Source organism: Streptomyces sp. NPDC029044, from assembly GCF_040637495.1.
Classification (GTDB): Bacteria; Actinomycetota; Actinomycetes; order Streptomycetales; family Streptomycetaceae; genus Streptomyces.
In genome coordinates this window covers 39,019-58,432 of record NZ_JBEZWN010000021.1, presented here as the reverse complement: position 1 = coordinate 58,432, position 19,414 = coordinate 39,019, and the positions used below count along the sequence as shown (strand labels likewise).

Annotated in this window: 21 protein-coding genes; 10 read left to right on the top strand and 11 right to left on the bottom strand. The window is 72.7% G+C overall.

All coding sequences use genetic code 11. From position 1 onward, the window contains the following. The first annotated feature begins 102 nt into the window (after nucleotides 1-102). Both AB0E85_RS19090 and AB0E85_RS19085 read left to right on the top strand, forming a co-directional pair. Complete coding sequence (locus tag AB0E85_RS19090) at nucleotides 103-1,467, top strand: amidohydrolase (protein WP_361928320.1); 1,365 nt, start codon at nucleotides 103-105, stop codon at nucleotides 1,465-1,467. Between the two features lie 232 nt (nucleotides 1,468-1,699). Beyond that, nucleotides 1,700-1,882 carry a hypothetical protein gene (locus AB0E85_RS19085; RefSeq protein WP_010039591.1) on the top strand — a complete coding sequence of 61 codons (183 nt, stop codon included), beginning with the start codon at nucleotides 1,700-1,702 and terminating at the stop codon, nucleotides 1,880-1,882. 9 nt (nucleotides 1,883-1,891) lie between these two features. On the opposite strand, the gene AB0E85_RS19080 is transcribed toward AB0E85_RS19085, so the two are convergent. The 3 genes from AB0E85_RS19080 to AB0E85_RS19070 form a co-directional block, all read right to left on the bottom strand. Next, nucleotides 1,892-3,847: an ABC transporter ATP-binding protein gene (locus AB0E85_RS19080; protein ID WP_361928316.1), complete on the bottom strand. Its 1,956-nt coding sequence runs from the start codon at nucleotides 3,845-3,847 to the stop codon at nucleotides 1,892-1,894. A 234-nt stretch (nucleotides 3,848-4,081) separates the two neighbouring features. Next, nucleotides 4,082-4,516 carry a hypothetical protein gene (locus tag AB0E85_RS19075; protein ID WP_361928313.1) on the bottom strand — a complete coding sequence of 145 codons (435 nt, stop codon included), beginning with the start codon at nucleotides 4,514-4,516 and terminating at the stop codon, nucleotides 4,082-4,084. Beyond that, nucleotides 4,513-5,172, bottom strand: coding sequence for an ATP-binding protein (locus AB0E85_RS19070; protein WP_361928310.1), 660 nt, complete (start codon nucleotides 5,170-5,172; stop codon nucleotides 4,513-4,515). The genes AB0E85_RS19075 and AB0E85_RS19070 overlap by 4 nt, the downstream gene beginning before the upstream one ends. A gap of 240 nt (nucleotides 5,173-5,412) precedes the next feature. On the opposite strand from AB0E85_RS19070, the gene AB0E85_RS19065 reads away from it, so the two are divergent. The 3 genes from AB0E85_RS19065 to AB0E85_RS19055 all read left to right on the top strand — a co-directional run bounded on the left by AB0E85_RS19065 (nucleotide 5,413) and on the right by AB0E85_RS19055 (nucleotide 7,424). Further along, nucleotides 5,413-6,273, top strand: a complete 861-nt coding sequence (locus tag AB0E85_RS19065) for a helix-turn-helix transcriptional regulator (RefSeq protein ID WP_107458593.1) — start codon at nucleotides 5,413-5,415, stop codon at nucleotides 6,271-6,273. Further along, a complete protein-coding gene (locus AB0E85_RS19060) occupies nucleotides 6,274-6,528 on the top strand; it encodes a DUF397 domain-containing protein (protein ID WP_033310663.1) in 255 nt (84 codons plus the stop codon). It abuts the gene before it with no gap. Nucleotides 6,529-6,608: 80 nt separating this feature from the next. Next, complete coding sequence (locus AB0E85_RS19055; protein WP_361928306.1) at nucleotides 6,609-7,424, top strand: SAM-dependent methyltransferase; 816 nt, start codon at nucleotides 6,609-6,611, stop codon at nucleotides 7,422-7,424. Between the two features lie 23 nt (nucleotides 7,425-7,447). Here the strand turns inward: AB0E85_RS19055 and AB0E85_RS19050 are convergent, their stop codons facing one another. After that, nucleotides 7,448-8,860 (bottom strand): PLP-dependent aminotransferase family protein, encoded by a 1,413-nt coding sequence (locus AB0E85_RS19050; protein WP_361928303.1) that lies wholly within the window; start codon nucleotides 8,858-8,860, stop codon nucleotides 7,448-7,450. A gap of 47 nt (nucleotides 8,861-8,907) precedes the next feature. Between AB0E85_RS19050 and AB0E85_RS19045 the strand changes: the two genes are divergently transcribed. Further along, nucleotides 8,908-9,393 carry a carboxymuconolactone decarboxylase family protein gene (locus tag AB0E85_RS19045; protein WP_361928300.1) on the top strand — a complete coding sequence of 162 codons (486 nt, stop codon included), beginning with the start codon at nucleotides 8,908-8,910 and terminating at the stop codon, nucleotides 9,391-9,393. A gap of 99 nt (nucleotides 9,394-9,492) precedes the next feature. Here AB0E85_RS19045 and AB0E85_RS19040 read toward each other — a convergent pair whose 3' ends face one another. The 3 genes from AB0E85_RS19040 to AB0E85_RS19030 form a co-directional block, all read right to left on the bottom strand. Then, nucleotides 9,493-10,983: a glutamate synthase subunit beta gene (locus AB0E85_RS19040; protein WP_361928299.1), complete on the bottom strand. Its 1,491-nt coding sequence runs from the start codon at nucleotides 10,981-10,983 to the stop codon at nucleotides 9,493-9,495. Between the two features lie 134 nt (nucleotides 10,984-11,117). Next, a complete protein-coding gene (locus AB0E85_RS19035) occupies nucleotides 11,118-11,597 on the bottom strand; it encodes an anthrone oxygenase family protein (protein WP_361928297.1) in 480 nt (159 codons plus the stop codon). Between the two features lie 176 nt (nucleotides 11,598-11,773). After that, nucleotides 11,774-12,472 (bottom strand): DUF2293 domain-containing protein, encoded by a 699-nt coding sequence (locus AB0E85_RS19030; RefSeq protein WP_361928294.1) that lies wholly within the window; start codon nucleotides 12,470-12,472, stop codon nucleotides 11,774-11,776. 171 nt (nucleotides 12,473-12,643) lie between these two features. Here AB0E85_RS19030 and AB0E85_RS19025 point away from each other — a divergent pair, with 171 nt between their 5' ends. Further along, a complete protein-coding gene (locus AB0E85_RS19025) occupies nucleotides 12,644-13,285 on the top strand; it encodes a uridine kinase (protein WP_361928291.1) in 642 nt (213 codons plus the stop codon). A gap of 170 nt (nucleotides 13,286-13,455) precedes the next feature. Beyond that, the gene (locus AB0E85_RS19020) at nucleotides 13,456-13,884 is read left to right on the top strand and encodes a CBS domain-containing protein (protein WP_361928288.1); all 429 of its coding nucleotides are present in this window, start codon (nucleotides 13,456-13,458) and stop codon (nucleotides 13,882-13,884) included. Nucleotides 13,885-13,937: 53 nt separating this feature from the next. Here the strand turns inward: AB0E85_RS19020 and AB0E85_RS19015 are convergent, their stop codons facing one another. Beyond that, complete coding sequence (locus AB0E85_RS19015; RefSeq protein ID WP_361928285.1) at nucleotides 13,938-15,065, bottom strand: magnesium and cobalt transport protein CorA; 1,128 nt, start codon at nucleotides 15,063-15,065, stop codon at nucleotides 13,938-13,940. A 229-nt stretch (nucleotides 15,066-15,294) separates the two neighbouring features. Here AB0E85_RS19015 and AB0E85_RS19010 point away from each other — a divergent pair, with 229 nt between their 5' ends. Continuing rightward, nucleotides 15,295-16,086: a methyltransferase gene (locus AB0E85_RS19010; RefSeq protein WP_361928282.1), complete on the top strand. Its 792-nt coding sequence runs from the start codon at nucleotides 15,295-15,297 to the stop codon at nucleotides 16,084-16,086. 20 nt (nucleotides 16,087-16,106) lie between these two features. Here AB0E85_RS19010 and AB0E85_RS19005 read toward each other — a convergent pair whose 3' ends face one another. Continuing rightward, on the bottom strand, nucleotides 16,107-17,042 hold the full coding sequence (locus tag AB0E85_RS19005; protein ID WP_361928419.1) for a sugar kinase: 936 nt from the start codon (nucleotides 17,040-17,042) through the stop codon (nucleotides 16,107-16,109). Between the two features lie 221 nt (nucleotides 17,043-17,263). Next, on the bottom strand, nucleotides 17,264-18,172 hold the full coding sequence (locus AB0E85_RS19000; protein ID WP_361928279.1) for a pseudouridine-5'-phosphate glycosidase: 909 nt from the start codon (nucleotides 18,170-18,172) through the stop codon (nucleotides 17,264-17,266). Nucleotides 18,173-18,281: 109 nt separating this feature from the next. On the opposite strand from AB0E85_RS19000, the gene AB0E85_RS18995 reads away from it, so the two are divergent. Next, a complete protein-coding gene (locus tag AB0E85_RS18995; protein WP_361928276.1) occupies nucleotides 18,282-18,710 on the top strand; it encodes a VOC family protein in 429 nt (142 codons plus the stop codon). Between the two features lie 139 nt (nucleotides 18,711-18,849). On the opposite strand, the gene AB0E85_RS18990 is transcribed toward AB0E85_RS18995, so the two are convergent. After that, nucleotides 18,850-19,404 carry a methylated-DNA--[protein]-cysteine S-methyltransferase gene (locus AB0E85_RS18990; RefSeq protein WP_361928273.1) on the bottom strand — a complete coding sequence of 185 codons (555 nt, stop codon included), beginning with the start codon at nucleotides 19,402-19,404 and terminating at the stop codon, nucleotides 18,850-18,852. Between the last annotated feature and the right edge of the window lie 10 nt (nucleotides 19,405-19,414).

Here is a 19,414-nt window from a genome sequence, read left to right as displayed (position 1 = left end):
TGGTGAGGCCAGGGTGCGCGCCCGGCCCGCCCCGCGACAGAGCCGTGACGGGATGTGCGGTTCGGCTCATGCCGCCCTACGACGCCGTCGTACGTTGGCGTGATGACGCCTTCTGCCGCGGACGATCCCGCCGAGCTCATCATCAGCGCATGTACGGTCCTCGTGCACGACGATCAAGAGCGGATCGGGTTCGCGCAGGACGCCGCGATCGTCGTGCGGGGCGGGGTCGTCGAAGCCGTCACGACCACCGCGGAGGCCGCGGACCTGCCCGCCGCCGAGCGGATCGACGCGGCCGGCCAGGTCGCCCTGCCCGGCTTGATCAACTGTCACACCCACGCGCCGATGGTCGCGCTGCGCGGGCTCGCCGAGGACCTCCCCACCGAGGAGTGGTTCAACGACGTCGTCTGGCCCGTCGAGTCCAACCTCACCAAGACGGACGTCGAGTTGGGGACGCGGCTCGCCTGCGCCGAGATGATCCGGGCGGGCGTCACCTGCTTCGCCGACCACTACTTCGCCATGGACGCGGTGGCCCGGGTGGTCACGGAATCCGGTATGCGGGCGCTGCTCGGCGAGGCCTTCTTCTCCTCGCAGGGGCCCGAAGGCCGGGAGCGCTCGCTGGAGTTCGCGCTGCGTCACCGCGGAGCGGCCGGCGGCCGGATCACCACCGCGCTCGCACCCCACGCCCCCTACACGGTCGACGACACCGACCTCGCCACCACCGCCGAACTCGCCCGCACGCACGGCCTGCCCGTGCACCTGCACGCCGCCGAGAACCGCGACCAGACCGAGACCAGCCTGGCCCGCCACGGCGTCACCCCGATCGGGGTCCTGGAACGCACCACCCTCCTCCACACGGACCTGCTCCTCGCCCACGGCACCGGCATCGTCGACAGCGACCTGCCCCTACTGGAGCAGGCCGACGGCCGCACGGCCGTCGCCACCGCGCCCCGCGGCTACCTCAAATTCGCCTGGCCGGACACCACACCGGTGCGCGCCCTGCGTGACGTCGGCGTCGACGTCGGACTCGCCACCGACGGCGCCGCCTCCAACAACAGCCTCGACGTGTGGGAGTCCATGGCCCTCACCTCGCTGGTCCAGAAGTCGGCCGAGGGCGACCCGCGCCGGCTGACCTCCCGCCAGGCGCTGCACCACGCCACGCTGCAAAGCGCCCGTGCCGTGGGCCTCGGGGACAGCACCGGCAGCATCGCACCCGGCCGGCGGGCCGACATCGTCCTGGTCGACCTCACCGGGCCGCACACCCAGCCCGTCCACGACCTCGCCGCGACCCTCGTGCACAGCGCGCGCTCCGCCGACGTCCGCACCACGATCGTCGACGGGCGCATCCTGATGCGGGACCGGGAGCTGCTGACGATCGACGTGCCGGCGGTGGTGAGGGAGCTGGACAAGCGCCTGCCCGCACTCGTCGACCGCAGCCACGGCCGGCGCATCCAGCGGTACGACACCTGACGGCACGCCTCCCGGGCACCTGTGGGACGCCTGTGAGAAGTGAGCACACCCCGCATCACGATGAGTGCGACAACTGATACGGAAAGTGAACACATAGGCCAAGAGGCTGAGAAGTTGGTCACACTTGGCGGTGAACGCGTGTCAACTACGTCTCAGTACCGTCACTTCGCGAGCCGTTCACCCCATGGTTGGCGTTTAACTCTACGAGTACAGCGCTACAGGGAGGTGCAGGGTGAACGGGCGAACGGTGCTCGAACGCTTTCCTGCCGGTGGGCCGCGCGGCTCCTGGCCTGCGGAGGAGTTCGCGCAGGCACGGCGCAGCGAAGGCCTGCCCGCCGAGGTCGTCATGGACCTCGCCACGGACATGTTCCTGGTGATCGTGCGCAGCGGCGACGTGGCCGACGCCACCGCCTGACGCGTGCCGTCATCCCGCCTTCGGCGCAGGCACCTTCCTGACCGGTGCGGGTGACGAGGCGAACTGCTCCGCCTGGAGCGCGTACAGCTCGGCGTAGACGCCACCGGTGGCCAGCAGCTCCTCCGGTGTCCCGGACTCCACGAGCCGGCCCTGGTCCAGGACGTGCACCAGATCCGCGTGCCGTACGGACGCCAGCCGGTGCGTGATCAATACGACCGTCTGGCCGCTGTCGGCCAAGGCGCGGATCCGCTCGAAGACCTCCAGTTCGGCCCGGGCGTCCAGGGCCGCCGTCGGCTCGTCCACGATCAGGATGCGGCCCCTGCGGTAGGCCGCCCGGGCGATGCCCAGCCGCTGCCACTGGCCGCCCGACAGTTCGTGACCACCGCTGAAGTTGCGGGCGAGCAGGGTGTCCAGTCCGCGCGGCAGGTCCGCGACCACCGTCTCCGCCCCCGCGTCGGCGACCGCCGCCCCCAGCCGGTCCTCGCACACGGGCACCGAGGAACGCCCCAGGGCGACGTTCACCCGGGCCGTGAACGGCCACCGCTTGAAGTCCTGTGCCACCATCGCGATGCGCTCGGCCAGCCGGTGCCGGTCCGCGGTCGCCGCGTCCACGTCGTCCCACAGGATCCGGCCCTGCTCCGGCCTGTAGAGCCCGGCGAGCAGCTTGACCAGGGTCGTCTTGCCGGAGCCGTTCTCGCCGACCAGAGCCACGATCCGGCCCAGCGGCAGGCTCAGCGTCACGTCGTCGAGAGCGGGGCGGGCCGAGTCGCCCGGGTAGCGGAACGTGACGTTCTCGAAGCGGATCTCCTGCGGGTCCTCCGGCAGCGCCGCACCGCCCGCGGGGATCGCCCACTGGTCCGCCTCGGTGTACAGCCGGTGCAGGTCCCCGACGAAGAGCGCCTCCTCGTGCAGCGCGTTGACCTCCACCACGAGCGTGTCGAGGCTCTGCGAGCCGGTCCGGATGGCGATCACGGCCGTACCCGCGACCGACAGGGCCATCGCCCCCGCCAGCAGCAGCCCGCCCAGCGTCGCGTACGTCGCCACCGTCGCCAGGCCCGTCCACGCCGCCGCAATCAGGCCCGTACGGGCGGCGAGCTTGGCCAGGCGGGCCTGTTCGGCCTCGGCCGTCTCCGACATCGCGCGGAAGTGCCGCAGCAGGAAGGAGCCGACCCCGTGCACCCGGATCTCGGGGGCCGCCTCGGGCTCGATCAGCAGGTTGCCGAGCAGCCGGCCCGCCCGGGCGTGCTGCACCCAGGCGTGGAAGGACTCGTACCGCCGCCGGGCGACGGTCAGCGCGCTCCAGGCGCTCGGCAGGGTCATCGTGACCAGCAGCGGCAGCAGGGCAGGGTGCAGCACGGTCAGCACACCGGCGGCCGCGACCAGCGAGATCATCGCGTTGATCACGCGGGTTCCGTAGGAGATCATCCGGCGGGCCGAGGCGGCGCCGTACTGCGCGGTGTCCAGCAGCTTGTGGAAGGCGTGGTCCTCGATCGCGGCGAGCTCGACGGCCGCGGCCCGCTCCAGGTACCGCTCGGTCGCCACCCGCTCGACCTTGGGCTCCAGCCGGCCGGTGGCGTAGGTGCTCGCGGCCCGCAGCAGAGCCGCGAGGAACATCACGACGGCCACCGTGACCAGGGCGGGGACGGCCCCGCGCAGCCGGTCGCCGATCTCCCCGCCGCCCATCAGCCGGGCCAGCACCGTGTTCACCGCGAGCAGGCTCACCGCCTGCGCCACGCCCCGGCCGGCCTCGGCGGCCAGCACGATCCGCGCCGCGCCCCGGTCGGCCTGCCGGGCGAGCCGGAGGCTGGACGCGAGCAGGGACGGCAGCCGGGTGATCATGGCGCGGAAGTTCAGCTCCAGGAACGCGTCGGCGTGCTGGTTCCAGCCCATGTCGTAGCGCAGCGGGCCGCCGAACAGCAGCCGCTCCGACTCGGACACCTCCGGCGCGGTCCGCTTCTTCCCCACCGTCGACCGACCTCCCCGCCTCGTGCCCCGCCCGTGAGCGGCCCACTATCGCGGGGCGGAACCCGCCCCGGGCAGGGCGCAGCCCGGGGCGCCGGATGCGCGCGGGCGCACGACCCGGCCGGGAGGAGGTGCGGGGCGGCGCGGGGGTGCGGGGTGGTGCGGGGGTGGTGATGTGCGGGCCGGCGTGCGAAGGCCGGTCGTTCGCCGGAGGGGGCCGGGCCGGTCAGGCCCCGCTCACGCGCTGACCGGGCGCGACCAGGACGGGGCCGTCCCCGTCGCGCGGCACAGTGCCAGGTAGAGGGGGATGGGCGGGCTGTACGGAAGCGTGCCGTCCGGGCGGTGGATCAGGTCGGGGACCTCCAGCAGGTCCGGGACGACCGCGCCGGTGACGTACCGCGCCGGGGCGGGCCACTCCAGGGCGTGGTCGGAGTCGGACGGCACCAGCCACCACCAGTGCGTCCCGTCCGCGTAGACGCAGCCCACCCGGGGCAGCCTGGGCGTGATCAGCGGGCCGATGTGGGCGGGGACCGCGACCGCGTCGCAGCCGAGCGGGGCGGTCATGCCGTCGGGCACGGGCAGCCGCAGGGCCGGGCCGGACGTCCGCAGCCCGCGCCGGACGCGCACCAGCGTGTCCAGGTTCAGCATGCCGCCTGCCCGTGCGGGACTCATGCGTTCCCCCGCTCTCGGCGGCGCTCCTGCGCGGGAACCTCGGGGGCGCTCCGCGTGTGTGCCTGGTGAGTCCCGTTCCCGTCGTCCGGATCGTCGGACGGGCCGCGCTTGGGCCGGGTGCCCCAGCCCAGGTCGCCCCGAGGTCCGTCCGGCTCGGGCGGGGCGTCCGCCGTACGCGGCAGCTCCGCCCAGACCAGCAGCCCGGGTCCGTTCTCCTGGGCGCCCCAGGAGTGGCAGAGGGCGTCGACGAGGAGCAGTCCCCTCCCGTGCTCCTCCTCGGGCCGGGTCCGGCTCGCGGCGTGCGGCTGGCCGGGGGCGCAGCCCTCGTCCCGTACGGCTATCCGCACCAGGTCGTCACCGTCGTGCAGCTCGCACACTATGTGGGTGCTCGCCGTGTGCACGATGGCGTTGGTGACCAGCTCGGAGACGACCAGAGCCGCGCTGTCGCACGTGTCCTCGCACACCGACCAGCCGGTCAGCCGGGCCCGCGTCAGGCGTCTGGCCTGGGCGGGAGAACCCGAATGTGCGGCCAGCTCGAAACGGAACCGGCGCCCGGCAGCGGCCCCGAGGGAGGCCTCTTCCGTGGCGGCGCCAAGCCCGGGAGGGCCTGCGGCGGCGTCTGTTCCTAAGGGCGCGGACGGAATCACGCTTGCCACTATCGCCCCGCCGTGAACACTTGGCAAGTGTCACTCTGAAAATTGCAGAGTGCTGTGTGACGGTCTGAATGGCCGTGGCACACTGCTCGCAACAGCACCCCGCGCGGCGCCAGTTGAGATCTCGAAGATTCGTTCGAAATGTTGTTCGGATCAGCTCTTCGAAAGGTCCTCGAATGGCGCCGCCGGGCTGTCAGCGTTCCTTTGTGCCCGGCTCGTCAGAACTCTTCGTGGAGGTGGAGCGTGAGTGAACCGCGGTCCGCACCGACGGTCGGTCAGGTCGTGCTCGGCCGACGCCTGTTGGACCTGCGGGAACGCGCGGGCATGAAGCGCGAGGAGGCCGCGCGCATCCTCCGCGTCGCCCCCGCCACGGTCCGCCGTATGGAGATGGCCGAGGTCGCGCTCAAAATCCCGTATCTGCAACTGCTCCTCAAGGCCTACGGCATCTCCGACGAGGAGGCCGAGGCCTTCGTCCAGCTGGCCGAGGAAGCCAACCGGCCCGGCTGGTGGCAGCGTTTCCACGACATCCTGCCGGGCTGGTTCTCGATGTACGTGAGCCTGGAGGGCGCGGCGAGCGTCATCCGCAGCTACGAGCCCCACTTCGTCCCCGGGCTGCTCCAGACCGAGGACTACGCGCGCGGGGTGCTCCGGTCGGGCGCCATCGGCCAGACCCGGCCCGAGGACATCGAACGCCATGTCGCCCTGCGCATGCAGCGCCAGGACCTGCTCACCCGCGAGGACGCGCCCCGGCTGTGGGTCGTGATGGACGAGACCGCGCTGCGTCGCCCGGCCGGCGGCCCGGAGGTGATGCGCGCCCAGATCGACAAGCTGCTCGACGCCACGAAGCTGCCCAACGTGACGCTTCAGATCGCCCCGTTCGCCAATGGGCCGCACCCGGGGACCTACGGGCCGTTCGTGCTGTTCCGATTCGCCATGCCCGAACTGCCGGACATGGTCTACAGCGAGTACCTGACCGGCGCCGTCTATCTCGACGCGCGCACCGAGGTGGCGACCCACCTGGAGGTCATGGACCGCATGGCGGCGCAAGCCGCCACGGCACATCGCACGAAGGAGATCCTCCGGGACCTCCGCAAGGAGCTGTGAATGGATCGCATCAAGCCGCGCAAACACGTCTACAACGGCATGCCCGCGCGTGACTTGGGCAGCGAAGGCTGGCACAAACCGTGGAGCGGCGGAAACGGAGGCAACTGCCTGGAGGCGATGAAGCTCGCCGACGGCCGGATCGCCCTCCGGCAGTCCACCGACCCCGACGGCCCCGCCCTGATCTACACCACCGACGAGATGACGGCCTTCATCGAGGGGGCGAAGTCGGGGGAGGCGGACTTCCTGCTGTCCTGATGCGCACGTGCCGTCGTCTGTCCTCAACTTTCCTCATCTGGTGCTGAATTGACCACACCCTGCGCCTTACGGAGTGCCTCATGACCGGGCAGGACCACCCCATGTCGGCCGTCCAGATCGACACGACCAGACCCCATCCGGCGCGGATGTACGACTGGTACCTCGGCGGCAAGGACAACTACCCGGTCGACGAGGAGATGGGCCGGCAGATGCTCACCCTCGACCCCAGAGTGCCGGTGATGGCCCGGGTCAACCGCGCCTTCATGCACCGCGCCACCCGCTGGCTGGCGGGCAGCGGCGTGCGGCAGTTCCTGGACATCGGCACCGGCATCCCGACCGAGCCCAACCTCCACCAGGTCGCCCAGGAGACGGTGCCCGGCGCCCGGGTCGTCTACTGCGACAACGACCCCATCGTCCTGGCCCACGCGGCGGCCCTGCTGCGTGGCACGGACGAGGGCGCGACGGAATACCTCCAGGCCGACGTGCGTGACCCGGACGCCATCCTGGAGGGTGCGCGGAAGGTCCTGGACCTCACCCGGCCCGTAGCGCTGTCGCTCGTCGCGCTGCTGCACTTCGTCCCCGACGAGGACGGCGCCCACGACCTGGTCCGGCGGCTGCTCGCCGAACTGCCCTCCGGCAGCTACCTGGTGATGACCCACGCGACCGCCGACTTCACCCCCGAGGAGTCGAAGGCGGCCACCGAGAAGCTGCGCGCCGCCGGCGTCACCCTGGCCCTGCGCTCCCGCGAGGAGTTCACCCGCTTCTTCGCCGGCCTCGACCTCGTCGAGCCCGGCGTCGAGGTGCCCCACCGCTGGCACCCCGAGCTGGGCGAGCCCGTGCCCGGGCAGGACGACGGGGTGATCCCGGGGTACGGGGCCGTGGGGCGCAAGCCGTAGCACTCACGAAGTCCCCGGGCCGGTCACGGTGGTGGCAGCGCACCGCACAGCGCCTCCAGGGCCGGCCCGTAGGCGTGCTCGGAGGGGGTCGCGTACCCCACGACGAGCCCGTCACCGGCCGGCATGTCCGTCTCCGGGTGCCGGAACGCGGCGAGGCCGTCGAGGGCGATGCCCTGCCAGGCTGCCGCCTTGACCGTGGACGCCTCGGTGCCGGGCGGCAGCCGCAGCACGGCGTGCAGCCCGGCCGCGATGCCGGTGGCCTCGATGTGCGGCGCGTGCTCGGCGAGGGCCGCGACGAGCCGGTCCCTGCGGCCGCGGTAGCGCTGCCGCATCCGGCGTACGTGCCGGTCGTACGAGCCCGAAGCGATGAAGTCCGCGAGGCTCAACTGGTCGAGGACACTCGCCCACGCCTCGCGCTCGCCCTTGGCGGCCAGGACGGCGTCCACGTATCGCTCCGGGAGCACCATCCAGCCCAACCGCACCGCCGGCGACAGGCTCTTGCTGACCGAACCGATGTGGATCACGCGCTCGGGGTCGAGCCCCTGGACGGCACCGACCGGCTTGCGGTCGTAGCGGAACTCCCCGTCGTAGTCGTCCTCCAGGACCAGCCCGTCCCGGGCGCGTGCCCAGTCGATCACGGCGGCCCGGCGTGTGGGGTGCAGCGGACCGCCCGTCGGGAACTGGTGGGCCGGCGTGAGCAGCACGGCCCGCTCGCGCGCCAGCCGGTCGATCAGCGCGCCGTGTTCGTCGAGGGGGAGCGGTACCGTCCGCACCCCGGCCGCGGCCAGGACCTGCCGATGGAACCCGAGCCCGTACGCCTCCACCGCCAGGGGGCCGCGCAGGACGCCGCCGCCGAACAGCAGCCGCAGCGCGTGCGCGAAGCCGGAGCAGATCACGATCCGGCCCGGCTCGGTCCGCACGCCACGTGCGCGTGCCAGGTACTCCGTGAGCGCCTGCCGCAGTTCCGGGCGGCCGGCGGGGTCGCCCGGGCCGAACACCTCGTTGGGCGCCCGCTGCACGGCCCGCCGGTAGGAGGCCAGCCAGGCGGTGCGCGGGAACGCCGAGACGTCCGGCGTGCCCTGCGTCAGATCGTGCCGCGGGCCGTGCGCGCGGGGCGGTGACTTCTTGGGCACGCGAGCGGCGGGCCGCAGCGGCTCGGCGCGCTCCGCGACCCGGGTGCCGGAGCCCTGCCGGGCGGTGAGCCAGCCCTCCGCGACGAGCTCCGCGTACGCGTCCGCCACCGTGTTGCGGGCGACGCCGAGGTCCGCCGCGAGCGAGCGGTACGGCGGCAGTCGCGTGCCCGGGGCGAGCCGCCCGCTGCGCACGGCCTCCCGCAGGGCCCGGATCAGCGCCGCCCGCCGGCCGCCCGGCCCGGTCAGCTCCAGATGCAGGTCGGACCCGATCCGCTCCGCGGAATTGACCCACGATGTCCCCATGGGAATGCACCCTACAGCGGGTCTTTCCGGCTCGTAGGTTGTAGGCCATGACGACGACAACGAACCCGAAGAGCACCCACCCGACGTCCGCCCGGCTGGAGTTCGGCGCGTCGGCCCCGAAGGCCTTCCGGGCCCTCATCGCCTTCGACGCCGCCGCCCGCGAGGGCATCGACCCGGCCCTCGTCGAGCTGATCCAGATCCGCTCCTCGCACCTCAACCACTGCGCGTACTGCCTGCACATGCACACGGGCGACGCCCGCAGGGCCGGCGAGAGCGAGGACCGGCTGCACATGGTCGCCGTGTGGCGCGAGGCCCGTCATTTCTTCACCGAGCGGGAGCAGGCGGCCCTCGCCCTCACGGACGCGGTGACCCTCATCGCCGACTCCGGCGTCCCGGACGACGTGTACGCGCGGGCCGCCGCACTGTTCGACGAGCGTGAGCTGGCCCAGGTGCTCGCCCTGATCTGCACGATCAACACATGGAACCGGGTGGCGCTGTCGACGGGGAAGGTCGCCGGGACCGACGAGAGGTGACGTCCGTGGGGGGCCCTGCGGTAGGGAGCTACACCGTCATGGGCCGGTCGTACGGCCCGAGACGAGGGGGTGACCTTCGTGGGGCCCGGCGGTAGGGAGCTACACCGTCATGGGCCGGTCGTACGGCCCGATCGGCGCCGGCAGCCGCGCACTGCCCGTCAGATGACGGTCGACGGCCGCCGCCACCGCCCGCCCCTCGGCGATCGCCCACACGATGAGCGACTGCCCCCGGGCCGCGTCCCCCGCGGCGAACACCCCGGGCACGTTCGTGGCGAACCCGGAGTCCCGCGCGATCGTCCCGCGCGGCTCCATCTCCAGCCCCAGCTGGTCGACGAGACCGTCCTCCCGGTCGGGCCCGGTGAAGCCGAGGGCGAGCAGCACGAGGTCGGCGGGGAGCGTCCGCCCGGTGCCGTCCACCGGACGGCGCCGCGCGTCCACCTCGACCAGGTGCAGCGAGCGCACCCGCCCCTGCGCGTCGCCGTCGAAGCGCAGTGTGGACGCCGCGAACAGCCGCGCATCCGCGTCCGCGACCGGGGCGGTCCGCAGGTCACGAGCCTCTTCATGGGCGGCGGACAGCCGGTAGATCCGCATCGGGTACGTCGGCCAGGGCTCGGTGTCCTCGTCGCGCTCCGCGTCCGGCAGCGCGTAGATGTCCAGCTGGGTGACGGAGGCCGCGCCCTCCCGGACGGCCGTGCCCAGACAGTCCGCTCCCGTGTCGCCGCCGCCGACGATGACGACGTGCTTCCCGGCCGCCGACAACGGGGACGTCTCCAGATCACCCTCGCACACCCGGTTGGCCGGCGGCAGGTACTCCATCGCCTGGTGAATACCCGTCAGTTCCCGTCCCGGAACCGGGAGTTCGCGCCATGCCGTTGCCCCCGTGGCCAGCACCACGGCGTCGTAGCGGGTGCGCAGCTCGTCGGCCCCGATGTCCCGCCCGACCGATGTCGACGTCCGGAACTTCGTCCCCTCGGCCCGCATCTGCTCCAGCCGCCGCTCCAGATGGTGCTTCTCCATCTTGAACGCCGGAATGCCGTACCGCATCAGCCCGCCCGGCCGGTCGTCCCTCTCGTACACGGCGACCGTGTGCCCGGCCCGCGTCAGCTGCTGCGCCGCGGCCAGCCCGGTCGGGCCCGAACCGATCACCGCGACCGTCTTGCCGGACAGCCGCTCCGGCGGCCTCGGCGGCGCGAACCCCTCCTCCCAGGCCCGGTCGGCGATCGCGCACTCGACGTTCTTGATGGTGACGGCCGGCTGGTTGATCGCCAGCACACATCCCGCCTCGCACGGCGCGGGGCACAGCCGGCCGGTGAACTCGGGGAAGTTGTTCGTGGCGTGCAGCCGGTCGGCGGCCGCGCGCCAGTCCTCCCTGGACACCAGGTCGTTCCACTCGGGGATCAGATTGCCCAGCGGACAGGCGTCGTGGCAGAAGGGGATGCCGCAGTCCATGCAACGGTCGGCCTGCTTGCTGATGATCGGCAGCAGCGCCCCGGGGACGTAGACCTCGTCCCAGTCCCGCGCCCGTTCCTCGACCGGCCGGCGCGGCCACTCCTGGCGGGGCGTGGTCAGGAAACCCTTGGGATCGGCCATGGCCGTCTTCCTTGCGTGCGCGTGGGGCGGGCCGTGCGTCGTCGGGCGGAGCTCGTCCCACTCGGCGACGGCACTCTTTTCGCCACGATACGTCCGCCTCCGGGCCGGTGCCCGTCCGCCGCGGGGCAGGGGCGTCAGGTGAGCGCCAGCACGTACGCCAGCGCCGCCCCGGCCGAGGCCACCGTGCGGACGTGGTTCCACAGCGTCCACTCACGCAGGTACACCGGCCAGTACGCCGCGGCCTCCGGAGTGCCCGGCTCCAGCTCGGCCAGGGCGTCGTTGCGCGGCACGTTCGCGACCATGGTCAGCCCGAACGACCCGAACAGGTACAGCGCGCTGCCCACCAGCAGCTCCACCGTCCCCTCGTCCGGCCACAGCACGAACGTCACCACGGCGATCACCGCGCACAGCACGGCCGAACCGAGGAACACGATCATGAAGGGCGGAGTCACCGCCGCCACGTTGACCGCCCTCATCGCCGCGACCCCCTGCGCCGGCGGCAGCATGCCCAGGCCCCGCATCACGAAGGTCGAGAACCCGCAGAACACCCCGGCCACCAGGCCGGTCCCGAGCACACCCAGCACCGTCAGCACGAAATACGGTCCGTCGATCACGTCTGTCTCCCGCCGTCCCGCCGGGATCCCGCCCGGCACCCTTCCTCGCCACCAGTGAATTCCCGCACGAGCGCCGTGACCATGGCCGAACGGCGCGGCGCCATAAGCGAACGTCCAGGAGCCCTCGAACGGCCGTGCCGACCCCATGACGGCACGCCCCCGGGGCCGCTCGTCCGTCACCCCGTGGACCCGAGCCCGGCCCCGGTCCACCCCCGCAGCACTGTCGCCACCGCCGCCGCGATCCGCCGCCGCGCCTCATGCCTGGGCACTCCGCTCATCAGCAGCCGGTCGTACGGCGTGTCCAGATGCCGTACCGACGCCACGACCGCCGAGGTCACCGCGCCCTCGGTCAGCGCGCGCCCCGCCGCGCTGCGGCCCACCCGCCCGCTGCCCCGCTCCGAGGCGTGCAGGGCGATGGCCCGCGCCCGTGCGGCCGGGCACCCTGGAAACAGCCGGAGTATCTCCGCCGCGAACGCCTGCGCGAACAGGGCGTCCTGAGCCGCCCGTCGCCGCGCGTCCCGCACCCGGCGCCGCCGTCGTGCCTCGGCGTCCGCGAGGCACCGCTGCTCGGCCCGCCCGAGCGCCGCCTCCTCGACCAGGACTCCCTGGCGTTCGTACCGGCTCTTGCGCCGGTTGAACCGCACGACCACCGCCGACAGCGCGCTCTCCTCCCGCGATCTGAGCGTCAGCGCGGTGTCGCCGCTCGGCAGGAACACCAGATGCCCGAGGTCGGCGCAGTCGAGGCAGCGCGGAGCGCCGTCCTCAAGGGCGAGCAGCGGCAGCGGTCCTCGGCGGCACTCGGCGCAGTAGCGCCGCTTGAGGGGCTGGAAGACGAGAAGTCCGGTGAGAGACAGGAGCGTCGTGCGGGGGACCATAAGAGGTTCATTCCCCCTTACGGCGGCCCGAACTACGCACCTCGCCGCAGACCCTGGCGATCCGGTCGTCACCCCGCCCGGACACCGGGCCCGCCGGGGCCCGGTCCTGGATACTGCCCGGTGCACCGCCAGGCCAGCGGGCGGGACGCCGCCTGCCCTGTCTGACGCATCATGGGCCGTGTGCGACTCGAAGCGATCACCTGGGAACGGCTCGGCGACCAGCTCGCCGAGCGCCTGCTCGACCTGAAGCCCGCCGACAGCGGTCCCTGGCCGCGCATCGCCGTCGACGGGGCCCCCGCCGCCCGCCCGGGAGACCTCGCCCACCGGATCGGTGAGGCGCTGCGCGTACGCGGCCGCTCCTCGCTCGTCGTGGGCACGGAGGGCTTTCTGCGCCCCGCCTCCGTACGGCTCGAATACGGTCACCAGGACGTCGAGGCCTACTACGACGGCTGGTACGACACCGGCGCCCTGTGGCGCGAGGTGTTCGGCCCGCTCGAAGCCGACGGCGACGGCCGCGTCCTGCCCGACCTGTGGGACCCGGCCGCCGACCGCGCCACCCGCAGTCCCTACGTCGAACTCCCGCCCGGCGGTGTGCTGTTGCTGCACGGGCCCTTCCTCCTTCGGCACTGGTTCCCCTTCGATCTGAGCGTCCACCTCCTCCTCTCCCCGGGCGCCCTACGCCGCCGCACCCCCGAGGCCGAGCACTGGACCCTTCCAGCCTTCGAGCGCTACGAGCACGAGACGGACCCGGTGGGGACTGCCGACGTCCTGGTGCGGGCCGACGATCCGCACCGCCCGGCGTGGAGCGGCTGAGCCCAGGCCTCGATGCCCGGGCCCGGCGGCTGAGACCCGGGCGGACCACCGTGCGGACTCCCGTGCGGCCTTCCGTGTGCGGGCATCCGGCGGCCCGGCGAGAATGAGGGGCGCCGGGACTCGCGGTGCCTCCCGCGCCGCGCCGGCCGTCCGGCACCGGGAGGTACTCCATGACCACCGCCGGAGACATCATGCACCGCGGCGCCCAGTGGATCCCCGCCCACGAAACCCTCAACCGCGCCGCCCAGCTCATGCGCGAACTGAACGTCGGCGCCCTGCCCATCAGCGACGAGAACGAGCGGCTCTGCGGCATCCTCACCGACCGCGACATCGTCGTGGGCTGCGTCGCCATGGGCCACGACCCCGCCCGGGTCACCGCGGGCGACATGGCCAAGGGAACGCCCCGCTGGATCGACGCGGACGCCGATGTCGGCGAGGTGCTGCGCGAGATGCGGGAGCACCGGATCCGCAGACTGCCCGTGATCCGGGACAAGCGCCTGGTCGGCATGATCAGCGAAGCCGACCTGGCCCGGCATCTCGCGAAGGACCAGATCGCCTCCTGGGCGCAGAGCGTCTACGCCACGACCGCCATGCACTGACCTCGCGGATCACCCCAGCGGCGCCGGAGCCCCTTCGCGGGTCGCTCCCGCGCTCAGAGCCAGCCGCTGCGCCGGAACCCCCGGTACAGGGCAAGACACGCGACGGATATCACGCCGATCACCATGCCGTAGCCGTACCGCCAGTGCAGCTCCGGCATGTGGTCGAAGTTCATGCCGTAGACCCCGCAGACCATCGTCGGCACGGCGACGATCGCGGCCCACGCCGTGATCTTCCGCATGTCCTCGTTCTGCGCGACCGTGACCTGTGCGAGGTGTGCCTGGAGGATGGAGTTGAGCAGTTCGTCGAAGGCGGCGATCTGTTCCTTCGCCCGCAGCAGATGGTCCGAGACGTCACGGAAGTACGCCTGTATCTCCGGGTCGACCGCCCGGATAGGCCGCGTGGCGAGATCCTCCAGCGGCCGGCTGAGCGGCACCACCGCCCGCTTCAGCTCCAGCAGTTCACGCTTGAGCTGATAGATGCGCCCCGGGTCGGTCCGCGCGCCGGACTCCGAGAACACGTCCGTCTCGACCTGGTCGATGTCCCCCTGCACGGAGTCCGTGACCGTCAGGTAGTCGTCGACCACGTGGTCCGCGATCGCGTGCAGCACCGCCGAGGGGCCCTTGGCGAGCTGGCCGGGATCGGATTCCAGCTCCTCGCGCAGCGGGCCGAGCGAACCGTGCCGGCCGTGCCGCACCGTGATCACGAAGTCTGCGCCGACGAACAGCATGATCTCGCCGGTGTTGACCACCTCGCTGGTGGCCGTCAGTTCCTCGTGCTCGACGTAGCAGACCGTCTTGAACACCGCGAAGAGCGTCTCGCCGTAGCGCTCCAGCTTGGGGCGCTGGTGCGCCTCGATCGCGTCCTCGACGGCCAGCGGGTGCAGGTCGAAGAGTTCGGCGATGCCCGCGAACTCCTGGTCGGTGGGCTCGTGCAGACCGAGCCAGACGAAACCCTCGCGGCTCTTGCGCACCCGCTGCACGGTGTCCACCAGATCGCCGCGCGCCGGGGTGCGGACGCCCTCCCGGTACGTCACGCAGTTCACCACCGAGGAGCCCAGCGGGGACCTGGCCGGGTGACTCAGGTCGACGCGCGGGCGCCGCCGGGCCAGCCGAGCCACCTTGCGGAGGCCGCCGACGCCGCCGAGGCTCGTGACCTTCCGCAGATTCCCTGCCATGGACATCCCGATCTCCTTGCGTGGAACTCTCGCGCCGTTCCTGCGCCTTGCCGCGCCAGTCTGTCAGGCCTGCGTGAGCTGCGGGTAAGCCTGTGGAAACGACTCGTTCCGCTTGGTTCCCGGCTGTGGACGGACGACGCTTCCGGGCTCGCGGCCCCGTTGCATCTGGCCAAAGGGACTCCATGCCGGAGCGTCAACGAGTACGGATAAGTCGGACAACTGGGATGATCGAGGCATGACGCGAACCGACGGGTACCTCCTCGACAACCGGCAGACCGAGGCGGCAGAACACTTCAGCGCCTTCGCCGCTCTCTTCGATCCCACGACGTTCCGGCACCTCGAAGCGCTCGGCATCGGATCCGGCTGGCGGTGCTGGGAGGTCGGCGCCGGAACCACCGTCGTGTCCTGGCTGGCGAAGAAGGTCGGCCCGACCGGCCGCGTCGTCGCGACCGACACCGACACCTCACGCCTCGCCTCCGCAGCCCGGCCCCCCGTCGAGGTGAGAGCCCACGAACTCGGCGCCCAGGAGCCGCCGGGGGAGGGGTTCGACCTGGTGCACGCCCGCCTCGCCCTCGTCCAGGTGACCGACAGGGAACGGGCGTTGCGGTCCATGGTCAAGGCGCTGCGCCCCGGCGGCCGCCTCCTTGTCGAGGACGCCGACCCCGCCCTTCAGCCGCTGCTCTGCCCCGACGAGTACGGCCCCGAACAACAGCTCGCGAACCGGCTGCGGCAGGGCTTCCGCAGTCTGCTCGCCGATCGCGGCACCGACCTGCCGTGCGGCCGCGACCTGCCCCGGCTGCTCCGGGCCGCCGGACTGACCCGGGTGCAGGCCGACGCCTACTTCCCCCTCACCTCGCCGGCCTGCGCGGCCCTGGAGTCCGTCACGATCCGGCAGATCCGCGACCGGCTCGTCACCGCGGGCCTCGCCACGGACCAGGAGATCGACCGGCACCTCGGGAACGTCACGTCCGGTGCGCTCGATCTGACGACTGCGCCGATGATCTCGGCGTGGGGGCGGAAGCAGTAGCGGAGGAGCTACAGGAGTGGTCAGCCGGGCCGGGGCGGTCTGCCGCCCACCCGCTCCACCGCTCGCGCGCCCGCGCGGCAGCCCTCCGCCGCGGCGTCCTCGGGCCCGGCACCCGCGAGCAGGGCGGCGAGGAACGCGCCGGTGAAGGCGTCACCGGCACCGGTCGTGTCCCGTGGCGTCGCCGGTGCGGCCGGAACGCGGGCGCGTACCTCCCCCGAGCGGGCCACGACCGCTCCCTCGTGCCCCTGCTTGGCGACGACCAGCGGCACGCGCAGGCTCAGCGCGGCCGCCGCCTCGCCCACGTCCCCCAGCCCGGTCAGCAGGCACGCCTCGTCCCGGCTGGGCAGCAGTACGTCCACGCCCTCGACGAGCGCCAGGAAGCGCTCGGCGCCCAGCTCCGCCAGGAACCCAGCCGAAGCCGGGTCGAGACTCACCGGCACTCCACGCGCGCGTGCGGCTCTCAGGGCCACCGTCACCAGAGCCCGGCTCGACCCGGAGAACAGGAGGTAGCCCGACAGGTGCAGCCGGGCCACGCCGTCGAGCAGCGCGTCCGACCAGTCGGAGGGCCCGAGCCGCAACGACGCGCCGCTGTCGGTGAGGAACGTCCGCTCCGCCGCGGCGCCCCCGTCGACCATGCAGATCACCGTGCCGGTGGGCGCCAGCGGGTCGACGACGAGGTGCGGCCGCACCCCCTGGACGGCCAGCTCCCGCTCGTGCCAGGCAGCCGCATCCGTCCCGACCCGCCCGAGCAGCCGTACGTCCGCCGCACCCCGGTGGGATGCCCAGCACGCCACGTTGGCGCCCGCACCGCCCGCCACCGTCCGGATCGACGCAGTCGTGTCCGTGCCGGCCGCGAGCGGCCCCGCGTGCCGCGCGACGACATCCGTGATGACGTCCCCGACCACCAGCAATCCTCGGCCCGGCGCCGCGCCCGTACCCATGGAGCCGGTACCCATGGAGCCGGTACCCATGGAGCCGGTACCCATGGAGCCGGTACCCGCGGTGTCCGTACCTGCGCTGTCCGTTCCCGCGGTGTCCGTACCTGCGCTGTCCGTTCCCGCGGTGTCCGTTCCCGCGCTGTCCGTACCCGCGCTGTCCGTTCCCGCGGAGTCCGTGCTCGCGGAGTTCGCAGCCCCTGAGCTCGTTCCCCCTCCCCGCCCGGTCCCGCCGTCCGGCGTCATAGCCGGGACCAGGCCGCCGCGATCCGCGCCGCCAGGCGTACGTTGCCGCGGACCGCGGCCAGGTTGGCGCTCAGGGAGGCGCCGTCCGTGTGCCGCACCAGATGGTCGAGCAGGAAGGGCGTGACCGCCTGGCCGGTGACCCCCTGCTCCTCGCAGGCGTGCAGCGCGTCCGCGAGGACGCGTGCGTGCAGGTCCGGATCGAGCTGCTCCTCCTCGGGGACGGGATGGGCGACGATCAGTGCCGACTCCGGTCCGCCGAGTGCGTCCTGGGCCGCCATGACGCCCGCCACCTGCTCCGGCGTCCCCAGCGTCCAGTCCACCGGATGCCCCGAGTCGGACAGGTAGAAGCCGGGGAACCGGTCCGTGCCGTAGCCGGCCACCCCGACACCCAGCGTCTCCAGCCGCTGAAGGGTCGCCGGCACGTCCAGGATCGACTTCACCCCGGCGCACACCACCGTGATGCGCGTGCGAGCCAGCAGCCCCAGGTCGGCCGACTCGTCCTGCGTCACCGTCCACTCCCGGTGCACCCCGCCGAGCCCACCCGTCGCGAAGACCCGCACGCCCGCCCGTGCCGCCAGCAGCGCGGTCGCCGACACCGTGGTCGCCCCGCTCGCCCCCGACGCCACCGCGAGGGGCAGGTCGCGGTGTCCGAGTTTGCGGATTCCGTCCTCGTTCGCGACGCGTTCCAGCTGCTCCTTGTCCAGGCCCACATGAGGACGTCCGTCCAGCACGGCGATCGTGGCGGGCACCGCGCCCTCCTGCCGCACGGCCGTCTCCAGCTCCAGCGCGACCTGGAGGTTGCGCGGCCGCGGTAGCCCGTGGGCGATGATCGTGGACTCCAGGGCCACGACAGGCCGGCGCGCGTCGATCGCCTCCCGCACTTCCTCGGACACCATCAGCACCACGCGCCTGCCTCCTGCCGGTCGGTCAGTCGTTCCCCTCCCTCATCTCTGGCGGGCGGCGCGCCGGGCCAAACCCTTGCGGGCCGACGGCGTCGTCGCGAGCCTGGAGTGCATGACGGATCACATACCGCGTCTAGACCACGTCGTCCTCTGGGTGCGCGACCCGCTCGCCGCCGTCGGCTTCTACGAGAAGGCCGTCGGCTTGGAGGGCGTCAGGCTCGCGGAGTTCGCTGCGGGTGAGGTGCCGTTCCCGTCCGTGCGGGTCAACGACGAGACCATCCTCGACCTCATGCCGCTGAGCTTCGCGGAGCGTATGAGGATGCTGCCCGGGTCCGCCGACAGCGCGGGGCACCCGGTCAACCACGTCTGCCTGTCACTGCCGGGCGGCGACTTCGACGCCCTCCTGAGCCGGCTGGCGGAATACTCCGTACCGATGTCCGACCTCGCGCACGGCGCCTTCGGAGCCCGGGGCAAGGCCACCCGCAGCTTCTACTTCCGCGATCCGGACGGCAACGTCTTCGAAGCGAGGCACTACGACTGATCAGACCCGGCACCACGACTGACCAGGCCGGGCACTACGACTGCCAGGCCGGCTCAGGCCCGGCACCACGACTGACCAGGCAGGGCACCATGACGGCCCCGGCCCGGCGCGGCGACCGACCGGGCCGTGGGTCGCCGCATCAGAAGAGCGGCTCGGGAAGCACCCCTTCCAGGGCGAGCAGCCTCCGCTTCGTCTCCAGGCCGCCGCCGAAGCCGCCGATGCCGCCACCGCTCTCGACGACCCGGTGACAGGGCACCACCACCGGCAGCGGATTGGCGCCCATGGCCATGCCCACGGCCTGGGCGGCGCCCGGCTGACCGACCCGCCCGGCCAGGTCGCCGTACCCGACGACCGAGCCGTACGGGACGCCCGCGGCCAGTTCGCGCAGGACCTCGCGGTTGAAGCCGGAGATCAGCGACCAGTCGAGCGGCAGGTCGAAGTCGCGCCGTTCACCCGCGAAGTACGCCTCGACCTGGCGTATCGCCTCGGCGAGCAGTGGGGAGCCGGGCGCCTCGACGGGCTCGGCGCCCAGCCGCGACGCCAGCCGCTCGACCGCCCGGTCCCGCACCGCGTCCGTGGCGTGGAACACGACGTTGACCAGGCCTTCCCGGCTCGCGGCCAGCAGCAACGGTCCGATCCCGCTCTCGACGACCGCCCACACCACCCGCGGCTCGACCTGCCCTTGGCTGTCCATGCGCCCCACA